Source organism: Microbacterium esteraromaticum (genome assembly GCF_016907315.1).
Classification (GTDB): domain Bacteria; phylum Actinomycetota; class Actinomycetes; order Actinomycetales; family Microbacteriaceae; genus Microbacterium; species Microbacterium esteraromaticum.
In genome coordinates this window covers 2,783,765-2,798,885 of sequence record NZ_JAFBBS010000001.1, presented here as the reverse complement: position 1 = coordinate 2,798,885, position 15,121 = coordinate 2,783,765, and the positions used below count along the sequence as shown (strand labels likewise).

15 protein-coding genes are annotated in these 15,121 nt (G+C 67.7%); 2 read left to right on the top strand and 13 right to left on the bottom strand.

From position 1 onward, the window contains the following. Window positions 1-110 precede the first annotated feature (110 nt). The 6 genes from JOE67_RS13340 to JOE67_RS13315 all read right to left on the bottom strand — a co-directional run bounded on the left by JOE67_RS13340 (window position 111) and on the right by JOE67_RS13315 (window position 4,527). On the bottom strand, window positions 111-1,400 hold the full coding sequence (locus JOE67_RS13340; protein WP_204976020.1) for a citrate synthase: 1,290 nt from the start codon (window positions 1,398-1,400) through the stop codon (window positions 111-113). Between the two features lie 161 nt (window positions 1,401-1,561). After that, window positions 1,562-2,674 carry a succinyldiaminopimelate transaminase gene (gene dapC / locus JOE67_RS13335; protein ID WP_204976019.1) on the bottom strand — a complete coding sequence of 371 codons (1,113 nt, stop codon included), beginning with the start codon at window positions 2,672-2,674 and terminating at the stop codon, window positions 1,562-1,564. After that, a complete protein-coding gene (fdxA, locus tag JOE67_RS13330; RefSeq protein ID WP_204976018.1) occupies window positions 2,675-2,995 on the bottom strand; it encodes a ferredoxin in 321 nt (106 codons plus the stop codon). It abuts the gene before it with no gap. Window positions 2,996-3,014: 19 nt separating this feature from the next. Then, window positions 3,015-3,407, bottom strand: coding sequence for a histidinol dehydrogenase (locus JOE67_RS13325; protein WP_204977067.1), 393 nt, complete (start codon window positions 3,405-3,407; stop codon window positions 3,015-3,017). 71 nt (window positions 3,408-3,478) lie between these two features. Then, the gene (locus JOE67_RS13320; protein ID WP_204976017.1) at window positions 3,479-3,793 is read right to left on the bottom strand and encodes an AzlD domain-containing protein; all 315 of its coding nucleotides are present in this window, start codon (window positions 3,791-3,793) and stop codon (window positions 3,479-3,481) included. Continuing rightward, entirely contained in the window at window positions 3,790-4,527 is a 738-nt protein-coding gene (locus JOE67_RS13315) for an AzlC family ABC transporter permease (protein ID WP_204976016.1), read from the bottom strand. The genes JOE67_RS13320 and JOE67_RS13315 overlap by 4 nt, the downstream gene beginning before the upstream one ends. 65 nt (window positions 4,528-4,592) lie before the next feature. On the opposite strand from JOE67_RS13315, the gene JOE67_RS13310 reads away from it, so the two are divergent. Then, window positions 4,593-5,138 (top strand): helix-turn-helix domain-containing protein, encoded by a 546-nt coding sequence (locus JOE67_RS13310; protein ID WP_204976015.1) that lies wholly within the window; start codon window positions 4,593-4,595, stop codon window positions 5,136-5,138. An 18-nt stretch (window positions 5,139-5,156) separates the two neighbouring features. On the opposite strand, the gene JOE67_RS13305 is transcribed toward JOE67_RS13310, so the two are convergent. Both JOE67_RS13305 and typA read right to left on the bottom strand, forming a co-directional pair. Then, window positions 5,157-6,029 carry an aggregation-promoting factor C-terminal-like domain-containing protein gene (locus tag JOE67_RS13305; RefSeq protein WP_204976014.1) on the bottom strand — a complete coding sequence of 291 codons (873 nt, stop codon included), beginning with the start codon at window positions 6,027-6,029 and terminating at the stop codon, window positions 5,157-5,159. A gap of 285 nt (window positions 6,030-6,314) precedes the next feature. Next, window positions 6,315-8,231, bottom strand: a complete 1,917-nt coding sequence (typA, locus tag JOE67_RS13300; protein ID WP_204976013.1) for a translational GTPase TypA — start codon at window positions 8,229-8,231, stop codon at window positions 6,315-6,317. A gap of 154 nt (window positions 8,232-8,385) precedes the next feature. Between typA and JOE67_RS13295 the strand changes: the two genes are divergently transcribed. Continuing rightward, window positions 8,386-9,144, top strand: coding sequence for a CPBP family intramembrane glutamic endopeptidase (locus JOE67_RS13295; protein ID WP_420827648.1), 759 nt, complete (start codon window positions 8,386-8,388; stop codon window positions 9,142-9,144). 7 nt (window positions 9,145-9,151) lie between these two features. On the opposite strand, the gene JOE67_RS13290 is transcribed toward JOE67_RS13295, so the two are convergent. From JOE67_RS13290 to JOE67_RS13270, 5 genes are all read right to left on the bottom strand, one after another. Continuing rightward, entirely contained in the window at window positions 9,152-9,664 is a 513-nt protein-coding gene (locus tag JOE67_RS13290; RefSeq protein WP_204976011.1) for a PH domain-containing protein, read from the bottom strand. Window positions 9,665-9,720: 56 nt separating this feature from the next. Further along, window positions 9,721-11,370, bottom strand: a complete 1,650-nt coding sequence (locus JOE67_RS13285; protein ID WP_204976010.1) for a dipeptide ABC transporter ATP-binding protein — start codon at window positions 11,368-11,370, stop codon at window positions 9,721-9,723. Beyond that, the gene (locus tag JOE67_RS13280; RefSeq protein ID WP_204976009.1) at window positions 11,367-12,311 is read right to left on the bottom strand and encodes an ABC transporter permease; all 945 of its coding nucleotides are present in this window, start codon (window positions 12,309-12,311) and stop codon (window positions 11,367-11,369) included. Before JOE67_RS13280 ends, JOE67_RS13285 begins: the two co-directional genes overlap by 4 nt. Next, window positions 12,298-13,230, bottom strand: a complete 933-nt coding sequence (locus JOE67_RS13275) for an ABC transporter permease (RefSeq protein WP_204976008.1) — start codon at window positions 13,228-13,230, stop codon at window positions 12,298-12,300. The genes JOE67_RS13280 and JOE67_RS13275 overlap by 14 nt, the downstream gene beginning before the upstream one ends. A 97-nt stretch (window positions 13,231-13,327) precedes the next feature. Beyond that, entirely contained in the window at window positions 13,328-14,968 is a 1,641-nt protein-coding gene (locus tag JOE67_RS13270; RefSeq protein ID WP_204976007.1) for an ABC transporter substrate-binding protein, read from the bottom strand. Window positions 14,969-15,121 lie beyond the last annotated feature (153 nt).

The following is a 15,121-nucleotide window of genomic DNA, read 5'->3' as shown; positions in this document are numbered from 1 at the left end:
GGTTCTTCGGCGGGCCGCTCTGCGTGGTGCGCGGCCTTCAGGTCGGCTGACCGGCCGGGACAGCGGAAGGGACGCCGACGCAGCGCGTCGACGTCCCTTCTCGCGGCGACTCAGCGCCCGGGGTAGCTGCGTTCGGGCGAGCCGACGTAGAGCTGCTGCGGGCGACCGATCTTGGTCTGCGGGTCGAGGTTCAGCTCTCGCCACTGCGCGAGCCAGCCGGGCAGACGGCCGATCGCGAACAGCACGGTGAACATGCGCGTCGGGAAGCCCATCGCCTTGTAGATGACGCCGGTGTAGAAGTCGACGTTGGGGTAGAGGCGGCGCTCCTTGAAGTAGTCGTCCGCGAGGGCGATCTCCTCGAGCTCCTTGGCGAGGTCGAGCAGGGGGTCGGTCACGCCGAGCTCGGCGAGCACCTCGTCTGCGGCCTCTTTCACGAGCTTGGCGCGCGGGTCGTAGTTCTTGTAGACCCGGTGTCCGAAGCCCATCAGCTTGACGCCGGCTTCCTTGTTCTTCACGCTCTCGACGAAACGCTGCACGCTCTGGCCCGAGTCCCGGATCTGTCCGAGCATGGTCAGCACAGCCTCGTTCGCCCCGCCGTGCAGCGGACCGGACAGCGCCTGGATGCCGGCCGAGATCGACGCGAACTGATTGGCGCCGGTCGATCCGACCAGTCGCACGGTCGAGGTGGACGCGTTCTGCTCGTGGTCCTCGTGGAGGATCAGCAGCAGCTCGAGCGCCTTTGACATGACCGGGTTGACCTCGTACGGCTCGCTGTGCACCCCGAAGTTCAGCTTGAGGAAGTTGTCGACGAAGCTCAGCGAGTTGTCGGGATACAGGAACGCCTGTCCGACGCTCTTCTTGTGCGCGTACGCCGCGATCACGGGAAGCTTGGCGAGCATGCGCACCATGTTGAGCTCGACGTGCTCGGGGTTGTTCGGGTCGGTCTGGCCCTCGTAGTACGTCGAGAGCGCAGCCACCGCCGATGAGAGCACCGCCATCGGGTGCGCGGTGTGCGGGAGGGCGGAGAAGAAGTGCTTGAGGTCCTCGTGCAGCAGCGTGTGCCGACGGATCTTCTCGTCGAACTCGGCGAGCTCGGTCGCGGTCGGCAGCTCGCCGTAGATCAGCAGCCACGCCACCTCGAGGTAGCTGCAGTTCTTGGCGATCTGCTCGATGGGGTACCCCCGGTAGCGCAGGATGCCCTGATCACCGTCGATGAAGGTGACAGCCGACTTGGTCGACGCCGTGTTCACGAACCCGTAGTCGAGGCCCGTGTAGCCGGTCTGACGCGTGAGCGTGGAGAAGTCGATGCTGTCGGTGCCGCTCGTCCCGCGGACCACGGGGAATTCCGCTGTGGTGTCGCCGATCGAAAGAGTAGCCTTCTCGGGCTGAGCTGCGCTCACGCCAACCTCCTGCTGCGTTCGTATCGTCGTAGGCGATGTGAGACGCACGCAGCGCCGGGTCGCGTGGGACCCCATCGCCCCTACAGCCTAGTCGTGCCGTCGGCCTACTGTGACATCCGCCAAGAGATCGGCGCCATCAGAGGCTGATGCGCACAAAAACCTCACTGCGCAGCGGACGCCAGTCGGGCGGCCGCCTGCTGCACCCGCTCTAGGGGTGCGGTGAGCGAGAGCCTCACGTGCCGGCCCGAGTGATCGCCGTAGAAGTGTCCTGGACCGGCGAGGATGCCCAGAGAGGCGAGGCGGTCCATCGATTCCCAGGCGTCGCGCCCCTCCGTGGCCCAGAGATAGAGTCCTGCCTCTGACCCGTCGATGCGGAAGCCGGCGGCGACGAGCGCGGGCAGCAGCACCTCGCGCCGCTCACGGTAGAGCCGCTTCTGCGTCTCCACGTGCTCGTCGTCGCGCAGTGCGACGGCCATGGCGTGCTGCACAGGGGCGGGTGGCATGAGGCCGAGATGCTTGCGCGCCGCGAGGACCTCGGCGATGAGCTTCGAGCATCCGGCGATGAACGCCGCGCGGTACCCCGCAAGATTCGACTGCTTGCTGAGGGAGTACACGCTGAGCAGGTTCGCCCGGCTGCCGTCGGTGACCCGAGGGTCGAGAACCGACGGGATCGACTCGGTCCGCCAGGGTCCATCCCATCCCAGCTCGGCGTAGCACTCGTCGCTCGCGAGCACCGCACCCAGCTCGCGCGCACGACGCACGGCGGCACTCAGCTCCTCGACGTTCCAGGTGCGGCCGTCGGGGTTGCCCGGCGTGTTGATCCAGATGAGCTTGGCGCCCTCCGGCCATTCGGCGGGGTCGTCGGCGGCGACGGCAGCCGCTCCCACGACGGCAGCGCCGACCGCGTAAGTCGGGTAGGCGACTCGCGGATGCACGACGATGTCGCCGGGTCCGATGCCGAGCAGCAGGGGCAGCAGCGCCACGAGCTCCTTCGAGCCGATCGTCGGCATGACGTTGGCATCGGTCAGATCGGGCACGCCGCGCCGGCGGGCGTACCAGTCGACGATGGCGCGTCGCACGTCGACGGTGCCGACGGTCTGCGGGTAGGCATGCGCGTCCGTCGCCTCGGCGAGCGCACGGCGGATCACCTCGGGCGTCGGATCGACCGGCGAGCCGATCGAGAGGTCGACGAGTCCATCCGGATGCTGGGACGCCCGCTCGCGGTAGGGCACCACCGCGTCCCACGGGTAATCCGCGAGATCCCGGACCCCCACCTACTCCCCCTGCGGGGGGAGCGCGGTGACCACCGCGTGGTCGAAGTCGTACACGCCGACCTTCGAGGCGCCGCCGGGAGAGCCGATCTCGTTGAAGAACTCGACGTTGGCCTTGTAGTAGTCGGCCCACTCCTCCGGCAGGTCGTCTTCGTAGTAGATCGCCTCGACGGGGCAGACGGGCTCGCAGGCGCCGCAGTCCACGCACTCGTCGGGGTGGATGTACAGCATCCGCTCACCTTCGTAGATGCAGTCCACGGGGCACTCGTCGATGCAGGCGCGGTCCTTGACATCGACGCAGGGAAGGGCGATCACGTACGTCACGTGATCAGTCTACGACCCCTCAGCGCGCCTCGCCCCGAGGAGCGGCCGTGCCCGCCGACAGCGCACGCAGCCGCGACGTGTCGGGCCAGGCCACGACGAGCATCACGATGCCTGCGGCGACGTACATCCAGATGTTGCCGAGCGGGGTGTTCGGCACGATGATCGACCCGCCGGGCCCCCGCTGCGAGATCACGAGCAGCAGAGCGAGCATGCCGAGGCCCGCGGCCAGTGCGGCCCAGCGATCGCGCGTCAGGGCACGCAGGGCGACGAGCAGTGCGGCGCAGGCGATCGACCCGAGGATCATGCCGACGGGGATCGGTCCGATCGTGAAGCTGTGCGCGATGGTCGCGGCGATGCCGTAGACGGCTCCGACGAAGGCGGCGGCCAGCCATGAGAGGCCGCGAGAGAGCATTCTGCGCACGGACTCAGCCTACTGCGCGGTGCTTTCCCCCGGCTGTGCGGGGGAAAGCCGACGGGACGGAGTCAAGACGCGAGCCCGAGCATCCGCAGCAGGGCGGCTACGGCCGCTGCAGCGAAGACGACGACGAGGAAGGACTGCCGCATCCACAGGAGGCCTGCGGCGACGAGGACAGCCGGCACCCGGGCATCCACCACCACGGCCTGCCCCGCGCCGAGCGTCTGCACCGCGACCAGCGCACCGAGCAGCGCCACCGTCAGCAGATCCGAGATCCGCGCCGGCCGGGGCGCCTCGAGCAGCCGCGCCGGAACCAGGTAGCCGGCGACCTTGAGCCCCACGCAGATGCACGCGGCGAGCAGCACCGCACTCCAGACCGTCACGCGTCGACCCCCTGCAGCGGCTGCTGCGGGGCGTCACGCCCGAGCCAGTTGAACCACCCGACGAGGATCGCGACGAACGCTGCCACGAGCACGGGCAGGCCCGGCATGAGGAACGGCGTGAGGCTGGCCGCCACCACGGCCGCAGCCACACCGACCGCGATGGCCTGCCGCTGTTTGAGGCGGGGCCACAGCAGAGCGAGGAAGGCGGCGGCTGCGGCCGCATCGAGCCCCCACGTCTTCGGGTCCCCCAGCACGTCGCCCAGCAGGGCCCCGGCGAGGGTCATGAGGTTCCAGCCGATGAACACCCCCAGCCCGGTGAGCCAGAACCCCAGACGACGCAGGTGCGGGCGCTCCTGGGAGATCGCGACGGCGGTCGACTCGTCGATGGTCACCTGGGCAGCTGCAGCACGACGCCAGAAGCCGTCGCCGATGATCGACGACATCCGCATGCCGTAGGCGACGTTGCGCACCCCGAGCAGAGCGGCCGAAGCGATCGCCGACGGGAGGGCGGCGACGCCACCTGCACCGAAGACGCCGATGAAGGCGAACTGGGATCCCCCGGTGAACATCAGCAGGCTGAGCACGCACGTCTGCCAGACGTCGAGTCCGGATGCCACTGACAGGGCGCCGAAAGAGATGCCATAGGCGCTCGTGGCGATGGCCACGCCAAGCCCCTCGCGCCAGACCTCTCTGCGGGCCTGGTCATGCACCACTGTTCGCTCTGATGAACGCATGATCATCATTCTGAACAGCTACCGTCGTGCAGTCAAGTTGAACGATCGTTTGACATACTGAACGCATGGAACTGCGGGAGCGCCTCGCCCACTCTCTTCGTCGCGAACGAGAGGGGGCAGGACTGTCGGTGTCCGAGCTCGCACGACGCGCGAGCGTGTCGAAGGCGACGATCTCGCAGCTGGAGAGCGGCGCAGGCAACCCGAGCGTCGAGACGCTCTGGGCGATCGGCGATGCACTGGGCGTCCCCTTCGCAACCCTGGTCGAAGACCGTGCGCCGGCATCGCGGCTCATCCGGCTCGGCGATCACGCCGGAGTGCCGTCAGCGGCATCCCCCTACCTCGCCACCCTGCTCTCGGCTGCGGCCCCCGGAACACGTCGCGACATCTACCTCATCCAGGCCGAGCCAGGAGAGCCGAGGCGATCGCTCCCCCACCACACCGGCACGACAGAGCACGTCGTGCTGGTCAGCGGCGAGGCGCTGATCGGCCCGGCCGACGCTCCGGAGCTGCTGCACCCCGGCGATTACCTGTCGTACGCGGGCGACGCGGCCCACATCTTCGAGGCGCGCAGCCCCGGCACCAGCGCGGTGCTGGTGTCGGAGCTGCGCTGACCGCCGCGGCCGCTGGCCTCAGTACCAGTTGACGGCCTGCGAGTGGCCCCAGGCGGCGCACGGCGAGCCGTAGGCGCGATCGATGTAGCCGAGGCCCCAGGCGATCTGCGTCGCGGCGTTCGTGCGCCAATCGGCTCCTGCCGTGGCCATCTTGCTGCCGGGAAGGGCCTGAGGGATGCCCGTGGCGCCACCGTTCTCGTTGTAGGCCTTGTAGTTCCAGCCCGACTCCTTGGTCCAGAGGTTCGCGAGGCACGAGAACTCGCCCTCACCCCAGCCGTAGCGCTCTGCCGCCATGGCGCGGGCCACGGCCTTCGCACCGTCGGGGGTGTTCGCCGCAGCGAGGGCCGCTGCCGCGCGGCGCTTCTTCTCTGCAGCCTCCTTGGCCGCCTTCTCAGCGGCGATGCGCTCGGCCTCCGCCTTGACCCGGGCGGCTTCCGCGGCCTTCGCAGCGGTCAGGGCGTCCTGCAGGTCAGACGTCTTGGACTGCACGATGACCGTGCCGAGCACGACCTCGGCGGTCAGCTCGGAGACCTGCTCCGACGACAGCTGATCTGCTCGGCCGAGACGCTTCACGTCGGTCCTCAGGTCGGTCAGGTCGACACGGGTCGTCTCGGTCTGCATCGGGAAGTCGACGCCGGCGACCACGTTGTTCAGAGACTCCGCGTTGACCAGGGCGATCTTGCCGTCATCCGCGGCGTCCGCCGCCTGATCAAGCGCCTGCTCCGACGGGATCGCGCCGAGAGCGGCCGGAGCGAAGACTGCGCCAGCAGCGGCGGAGGCCGCGAGCACCGCGCCGATGGCCACGGCGATGAGAGGGCGACGCATACGGGAGTGGGCTGTTGCCACATGGGAGACGCGCTGAGACGCGCGGGTGTTCAGGGTATCGATCATGGGAGGGGGTTCGACCTTCGGGTTGTCGATGGCCCGGACCCTCGCGGGGCGCGCTCATGGGAGCGTCGTTTCCCGGGCACGAGGAACAAGCCTGACTGCCCCACCTGGATGAAACCCTGCGCCCACCTGGGCAGAACATGCCCGCTTCCCGAGAATGCCGCCTCATCGCTCTCGGGAAAGTATGTTATGAGTTCGTTATCTCAGCCCCTGCACCCGCCCTCCTTGCGAGGGCCGGACGACGAAGACCCCGGCCGTGGGCCGGGGTCTTCGCGCAGATCAGCCTGATCAGGCGTTGGCGTTCGCGTCCTGGCGCTTCAGACGCGATGCCTCGCGACCGCGAGTGGTCTGGTCGAGGATCACCTTGCGGATGCGCACGGCTTCGGGCGTCACCTCGACGCACTCGTCCTCGCGAGCGAACTCGAGCGACTCCTCCAGCGAGAGGATGCGCGGGGGCGTCATCGACTCGAACGAGTCTGCGGTCGCCGAGCGCATGTTGGTGAGCTTCTTCTCCTTGGTGATGTTCACATCCATGTCGTCGGCGCGCGAGTTCTCACCCACGACCATGCCCTCGTAGACCTCTTCGGTGGGCTTGACGAAGAACGACATGCGCTCCTGCAGGGCGATCATGGCGAACGGAGTCACGACTCCCGCGCGGTCGGCGACGATCGAGCCGTTCTGGCGCGCGACGATGGAACCGGCCCACTCGTCGTAGCCGTGCGAGATCGCATTCGCGATGCCGGTGCCGCGCGTGATCGAGAGGAACTCCGTGCGGAAGCCGATCAGACCGCGCGACGGCACGATGAACTCCATGCGGATCCAGCCGGTGCCGTGGTTGATCATGTTGTCCATGCGGCCACGACGATTCGCCATCAGCTGGGTGACCGCGCCGAGGTGCTCTTCGGGCACATCGATGGTCAGGTGCTCGTAGGGCTCGTGCACCTTGCCGTCGATCTTCCGGGTGACGACCTGCGGCTTGCCCACGGTGAGCTCGAAGCCCTCGCGACGCATGTTCTCGACGAGGATGGCGAGCTGCAGCTCACCACGGCCCTGCACCTCCCAGGCGTCGGGGCGGCCGATGTCGTTCACGCGCAGCGACACGTTGCCGATCAGCTCGCGGTCGAGGCGGTCCTTCACCATGCGGGCGGTGAGCTTGTGGCCCTTGACCTTGCCGACGAGCGGCGAGGTGTTGGTGCCGATGGTCATCGAGATCGACGGTTCATCGACCGTGATCTGCGGCAGCGGGCGCACGTCTTCGGGGTCGGCGATGGTCTCGCCGATCATGATGTCGGCGAAGCCGGCGATCACGGCGATGTCGCCGGGGCCCGCCGACTCGGCGGGGTAGCGGTCGAGGGCCTTGGTCATGAGCAGCTCGGTGATGCGAGCGTTCTGCGTGGTGCCGTCCTGACGGACCCACGCCACCGTCTGGCCCTTCTTCAGGGTGCCGTTGAACACGCGCAGCAGGGCGAGGCGACCGAGGAACGCCGAGGAGTCGAGGTTCGTGACCCAAGCCTGCAGCGGCGCCTCGTCGTCGTACGAGGGCGCGGGCACGTGCTCGAGGATCGCCTCGAACAGCGGCTCGAGGTCGTCGTTGTCGGGCAGGTCGCCGTTCGCGGGGCGGTTGCGCGACGCGGCGCCGGCGCGGCCGGAGGCGTAGACCACCGGCACGTCGAGCAGCGCGTCGACGTCGAGGTCGGGAACATCGTCGACGAGGTCGGAGGCGAGTCCGAGCAGCAGGTCGTGCGCCTCTTCCTCGACCTCGGCGATGCGGGCGTCTGGGCGGTCGGTCTTGTTGACCAGCAGGATGACGGGGAGCTTGGCCTCGAGCGCCTTGCGCAGCACGAAGCGGGTCTGCGGCAGCGGCCCCTCGGAGGCGTCGACGAGCAGTACGACGCCGTCGACCATCGACAGACCGCGCTCGACCTCACCGCCGAAGTCGGCGTGGCCGGGGGTGTCGATCACGTTGATCGTGATCGGAGTCTCGGTGTGGACACCGTTGTACGTGATCGCCGTGTTCTTGGCGAGGATCGTGATGCCCTTCTCACGCTCGAGGTCGTTCGAGTCCATCGCGCGCTCTTCCATGTGCTCGTGAGAGCCGAACGAGCCGGTCTGGCGGAGCATCGCGTCGACGAGGGTGGTCTTGCCGTGGTCGACGTGTGCGACGATCGCGACGTTTCGGAGGTCAGAGCGGAGGGCGTGCGCCATTCAAGAAGTCCAATGCGGAGTCGTAGGTGAGAGATGCCGCTGTACCGGACGAGCGTCAGCGAGACGGTTCGTGCACCGAATGAACGTGAGCGACGTTCCAGAATAGCGTATGGCCGCACGTCGTACCTGGGAGCAGGCACCTAGCATCGGAAGGGTGAATCGGAAGCGCCTGTGGTGGGAGATCGGGATCGTGCTCGCGCTCGGGCTCGGGCAGGCGGCGGTCTATGCGATCGTGCAGCTCGCCTACCGCCTCACCGACTCCACTCCCCTGGCCGATCAGACCGCCACGCTGAACCCGTCGCGCAGCGACCGCGAGGTGTTCGATCTCATCTACCAGCTGCTGTCGATCGGTTTCGGCATCGTGCCCGTCCTTCTCGTGTGCTTCCTGCTCTGGCAGTCGCACAGGCCGCATCTCGGGATGCTGGGGCTGGACGGCACGCGTCCGGTGCGCGACATCGGCTGGGGAATCGGGCTCGTCGCCGCGATCGGCATCCCCGGCATCGGGCTCTACCTCGTCGGACGCGGACTCGGGTGGTTCGTGGCTGTCGATCCGGCCGGTCTCGACGCGCACTGGTGGACGGTGCCGATCCTGCTGCTGTCAGCGGCTCGGGCATCCGTCCAGGAGGAATTCGTCGTGCTCGGCTACCTGTTCGCCCGCCTCACGCAGCTCGGCTGGGGCGCGTGGCCGGTCATCATCGCGACGAGCGTGCTGCGCGCCAGCTACCACCTGTATCAAGGGCCTGGCGCGTTCCTCGGCAACCTGGCGATGGGGCTGCTCTTCGGCTGGCTCTACGCCCGCACGGGGCGTCTGCTGCCCTTCCTCGTGGCGCACTTCCTGATCGACGCGATCGCCTTCGTGGGATACCCCTGGGCGGCGGCCGCCTGGCCGGCGCTGTTCGGCCTGCCGGGGTGAGCGCGAGTCAGCCGCGCGTGACGAGCACCGCGATGACAGCCCACGCGACGATCGCCAGCAGAGCGACGACCGCGGGGATGTCCCAGCCGCGCCGGATGGGCGGGACCGGCGACACGCTCTCGGCATTCGCCTTCGCACGACGCAGAGCCGCGACTGCGTCATCGGCGTCGCCGTTGGCGTCCTCCTTGGTGCGACCGGGGCCGAGACGCTGCGGCCGACGCCGCGACGGACCGCCGAAGCACGTCAGCCGGGATCCGTCATCGAGCGCGATCTCGATCTGCCACCGCATGTCGATCCTCTGCACGCGCGCCCACGGAGCGAACGTCGTGCGCAGCAGGTTCTGCACGAAGACACCGTCGCGCTGCGCCCGCACGCGTGACGCGACGCCGACGACGTAGACGAACCACAGCACCAGCAGCATCCATGGCGCCAGCAGCAGCGCGGTGCCGACGTCGGCTCGCACCGCCGCGTCGATCAGCATCACCGCCGACAGCACCGAGCAGATCACCAGCAGCGCCACCCCGCCCCGGTTACGGGGCGAGGCGGCGCTGGCAGGTGTCGCGGGATTCTCGGGTGTCACAGACCCACGCCGCCCAGGGGCAGCGACGCACCCGGGATCGCGTCGAGCAGTCGGCGTGTGTACTCCTCCTGCGGGTTGGTGAAGATCGAGTCCACCGTGCCCTGTTCGACGATCTTCCCCTTCTCCATGACGCAGACGAGGTCGGCGGCGACGCGGACCACCGCCAGGTCGTGCGTGATGAACAGGTAGGTCAGCCCGAGGTCGCTCTGCAGATCCGACAGCAGGTGCAGGATCTGATCCTGCACGAGCACATCGAGCGCCGAGACCGCCTCGTCGAGCACGACGATGTCGGGCTTGAGCGCCAGCGCACGGGCGATCGCCACGCGCTGACGCTGTCCGCCGGACAGCTCGTTCGGATACCGCTCGGCCAGCTCGCGCGGCAGCGCGACCTGATCGAGCAGCTCGAGTGCCCGCTTGTGCTGCTCGTCGCGTGTGCCGATGCCGTGCACGTGCAGCGGCTCGCTGATGAGGCTCCCGATGCTGCGCAGCGGGTCGAGCGACCCGTACGGGTCCTGGAAGACCGGCTGCATCCGGCGACGCAGCTTGAACACGTCGGCTCGCGACATCGTGCTCGTCGCAGCGCCGTCGATGAGGATCTCGCCGTCGGTGGGCTTCTCGAGCTGCAGCAGCATCTTCGCCACAGTCGACTTGCCGGATCCCGACTCTCCCACCAGCGCGAGCGTCTTGCCGCGCGGGATGGAGAACGAGACGCCGTCGACAGCGAGGAACTTCTCGCTGCGCAGTCCACCGCCGCGGATCGAGTACTCCTTGACGAGATCGCGCACCTCGACGACCGCGGGTGCGGTCGAGACAGGTTCCGCCTCACGCGTCGTGGTGGCGCCGATGCGCTTCGACGCGAGGCTGGGAGCCGCGGCGACGAGACGCTGGGTGTACGGGTGCTGAGGACGCGAGAGGATCTCGGCGCTCGGACCGGCCTCGACGATCTCGCCCTTGTTCATCACGATGATGCGGTCGGCGCGGTCGCCCGCGAGGCCGAGGTCGTGCGTGATGAGCAGCACCGAGGTGCCGCGCTCGCTGGTCAGGCTCGCCAGGTGATCGAGGATCACCCGCTGCACCGTCACGTCGAGCGCACTGGTGGGCTCGTCGGCGATCAGCAGCTGCGGATCGGCCGCGAGGCCGATGCCGATCAGCGCACGCTGCCGCATGCCTCCCGAGAACTGATGCGGGAACTGGTGCATGCGGCGAGCCGCGTCAGCGAGACCGGCCTGCTGCAGGACCTCGACGGCGCGGTCGTGCACCTCCTGGCGCCCCTGGGCCAGCCCGTTGGCGCGGACGGCCTCCTTGACCTGGAAGCCGATCGACCACACCGGGTTGAGGTTCGACATCGGGTCCTGAGGCACGTAGCCGATCTCACGTCCGCGGATGTGCTCGAGCTCGGCCCGCTTCGCGGTCGTGAGCTCGCGCCCGTCGAGCGTGATGCTTCCCTCGGTGACGTGTCCGGTGCCGGGCAGCAGGCCGATGATGGCCGCCGCCGTCGTGGACTTGCCGGAGCCGGACTCGCCCACGATGGCCAGCGTCTCGCCGGCCATCATGTCGAAGCTGACGCCGTGCAGCACTTCGCGGATCTGCTTGCCGCTGCGGAACGCGACGTGCAGGTCGCGCACTCTGAGCAGAGGTTCGGTCATCGCTGAGCCCTCGCCTTCGGATCGACGGCGTCGCGCATGAGCTCACCGAGCGTGACGAACGCCAGCACGGTGAGGGTCAGGGCCAGCGACGGCCAGAACAGCGCCATCGGCGCGATACGGACGGTGGTCTGCGCCTGTCCGATGTCGAGCCCCCACGACATCGTGTCGCTGCCGAGACCGACACCGAGGAACGACAGGGTCGCCTCGGCCACGATCGAACCGGCGAGTGACAGCGTCGCGACGACGATGACGGGCGCCATGGCGTTGGGGAGCACGTGCACCAGCAGCGTCTTGAACCTCGACATGCCGATCGACTCGGCACCCATCACGAAGTCGGCCTGCTTCACGCGCAGCACCTCGGCCCGCATGATGCGCGCCGTGGATGCCCATGCGAAGCCGCCGATCGCGAACGCGAGCACGAGCTCGTTGCGCTCGGGCATGACCGACATGACCACGATGCCCGCGATGATGTACGGAATCGTGAAGAAGATGTCGCCGATGCGCGAGAGCACCGAGTCGAGCCAGCCGCCGTAGAAGCCGGCCAGCGCGCCCATGACGATGCCGACGATGGTGCTGATCACAGTCGCGAGCACGCCGACGATGAGCGAGGTGCGCGTTCCCCAGATGACGCGCGCATAGACGTCGCATCCGCGTCGCGTGAAGCCAAGGGGGTGCCCGGCCTCAGGCCCCGCGTTGCTCTTCGACAGCACGCAGCCGTCGTTCGGCAGCACCTGGGTGAACAGTGTCGGCGCCAGGGCGACGACGATCACCAGCAGCACGAAGGCTGCCGAGATCCAGAACAGCGGGCGGCGACGCAGATCGCGCCAGGCGTCCAGCCAGAGATTGCTGGGCTTGGCGTCGATGCGCACGACATCGACCGGCACCGAGGTGGTGTCGGCCGGTGCGACGTAGTGGCCGCGGTCGAGGTCAGGACGAGACATAGCGGATCCTCGGGTCGAGCAGGCCGTAGATGAGATCCACGACGAGGTTGATGAGCACGTACACGACCACGAACACCGTCACGAACGACACGACCGTCGGGTTCTCACCGCGGATGATCGCCTGGTACAGGGTGTTGCCGACGCCGGGGACGTTGAAGATCCCCTCGGTGACGGTCGCGCCGACCATGAGGATGCCGAACACGGTGCCGAGGTCGGTGACCATCGGGATGAGCGAGTTGCGAAGCACGTGCACGGGGATGACGCGTCCACGCGGCAGACCCTTGCTGTACGCGGTTCGGACCCAGTCCTGGCCGAGCGTCTCGATGGTGGATGCGCGGGTGAGCCTCATGCTGGTCGCGTAGACGCTGAAGCCCAGCACCCAGGCGGGCAGCCAGAGATCACCCCAGTCGTTGTCCGCTCCCACCGTGGGTTTGAACCATCCCAGCTGGATCGCGAGGAAGTACTGGGCGAGGAACGCGAGCACGAAGATCGGCACGGCGATGAAGATGAGGGCGAGCACGAGCATCGAGTTGTCGAAGATGCCGCCCTTGTCGAGGGCCGAGAATAGGCCGATCACGATCGCGAGCACGAATGCGATCCCGACCGCCATGACGGCGAGGCGCAGGGTGACGGGGAACGTGCGGGCGAGGACGTCTCCCACCGGCTGGCCCGAGAAGCTCGTGCCGAAGTCGCCGCGGAAGATGCCGGCGATGTAGTAGCCGTACTGCACGATGAACGGCTCATCGAGGTGGTACTGCGCACGAAGCCGCTCCAGCAGAGCGGGGTTCGGCTGCTTGTCTCCGAACAAGCTGGCGATCGGGTCGCCCGGCATGGCGAAGACCATGAAATAGATCAGCAGGGTCGCTCCGAAGAACACCGGAATCGCCTGCAGGATCCGCTTGAGGATGTATACGGCCATCCTCTACCTCCCTTCGGGTGCGGGGCGCGGATCGAGCGCCCCGAGGGCAAAGAGAACGAGGCGGTGGTGTGTTGCACCACCGCCTCGCTGCGAAGGGTTACTCCGCCTTGGTCTTCTCGATCTCCGAGAAGATCGGAACGGAGTTCCAGCCGAACTTCACGTTCTCGACGGTCTTGCCGTAGCCGCCGACGACGTTCGAGTACCACAGCGGAACGACGGGCAGATCCTTGAGCAGAACCTCCTGAGCCTCCTGGTACAGCTTGTTCGCCGCGGCCGGGTCGGTCTCGGAGATGCCGTCGGAGAGGAGCTTGTCGAACTCCTTGCTCGAGTAGTCACCGTCGTTCGAGCCCGCGTTGGTCGCGTACAGCGGTCCGAGGAAGTTGTACAGACCCGGGTAGTCGGCCTGCCATCCGGTGCGGAAGGCGGTCTCGATGGTGCGGTCGGTGACCTTGCCGCGCAGCTCTGCGAACGTCGGGTACGGGGCACCCGAGGCGTCGATGCCGAGCGTGTTCTTGATCGAGTCGATCGTCGCGTCGACCCAGGCCTGGTGGCCGCCGTCGGCGTTGTACGCGATCTGGAAGGTGCCGCTCCACGGGCTGATCTTGTCAGCCTCGGCCCACAGCTCCTTGGCCTTCTTCTCGTTGTAGTCGAGAACCTCGGCGCCCTTGAGCTCGTCGGTCCAGCCGTCGATCACGGGCGAGGTGAAGTCGCTGGCCGGGGTGCGGGTGCCCTGGAAGATCACGTCGGTGATCTCCTTGCGGTTGATCGCCATCGAGATGGCCTGGCGACGCAGGTTGCCCTCTTCGCCGCTGAAGTGCTCGAGGCGCTCCGGAATGGTGAACGACTGGAAGATGGCTGCCGGCTGGTTGACGGCGCGGTCGCCCAGGTCTGCCTCGTAGCTGCCGAACGCGGAGTCCGGAACAGCGTCGAGCACGTCGAGCTGGTCGCCCAGCAGGTCGGCGTAGGCGCTGTCCTGCGAGGCGTAGAAGACGATGTTCAGGCCGCCGTTGGCGGGCTTGCTCGGGCCGTCGTAGTCGGGGTTGGTGACGAGGTTGATGCCCACGTCGTGCTGCCAGGCGCCCTCACCGTCGAGCATGTAGGGCCCGTTGCCGATGGGGTTCTGGCCGAACGCCTCCATGTCCTCGAACGCGACGTCCGGGAGCGGGTAGTACGCCGAGTAGCCCAGGCGCTGCGCGAAGTCAGAGGCCGGCTTGTTGAGCTTGATGGTGAAGGTGTGCTCGTCGACCTGCTTCAGGCCGGTCAGCTCCGAGTCCTTCTCGTAGCTGAAGCCCTCGATGTCCTCGAAGAAGTAGCTCGAGAGCTGCTCGTTCGACGCCAGCGCGCCGTAGTTCCATGCCTTGATGAAGTTGTCAGCGGTGACCTCTTCACCGTTGGTGAACTTCAGGCCCTTGCGAAGCTTGACCGTGATGTTCTGCGGGTCGTCGACCTTGATGTCCTCAGCGACCTCGTTGAACACCGCACCGTCGGCCGCGTAGCCGATGAGGCCGACGAAGATGGCGTCGAGGATCTTGCCACCACCGGTCTCGTTGGTGTTGGTCGGGATCAGCGGGTTCTGCGGCTCGGAGCCGTTGACCTTGATGATCGCGGACGCGTCGACGTTCGACGAGCCCTTCTCTGCATCGGGCTTCTCGTTGCTGCTGGTGGAGCAGCCGGTGAGTGCCAGGGCACCCGCCGCGAGCAGCGCGACGCCCGTGAGTGTGATCTTTTTGTGCTTCACAGTGTCCTCCTGTGGACCGGGACAAGCACGCGTTCGTCGTCGAACGCGCTCGCCTACGATCCTAAGACCCCCCGCGGGCCTCAACAGCACACCGCGGCAACTGTTATCCAGCCTTAACCGAATCGCCCCCGTCGCGAAGCGACAGGGGCGATG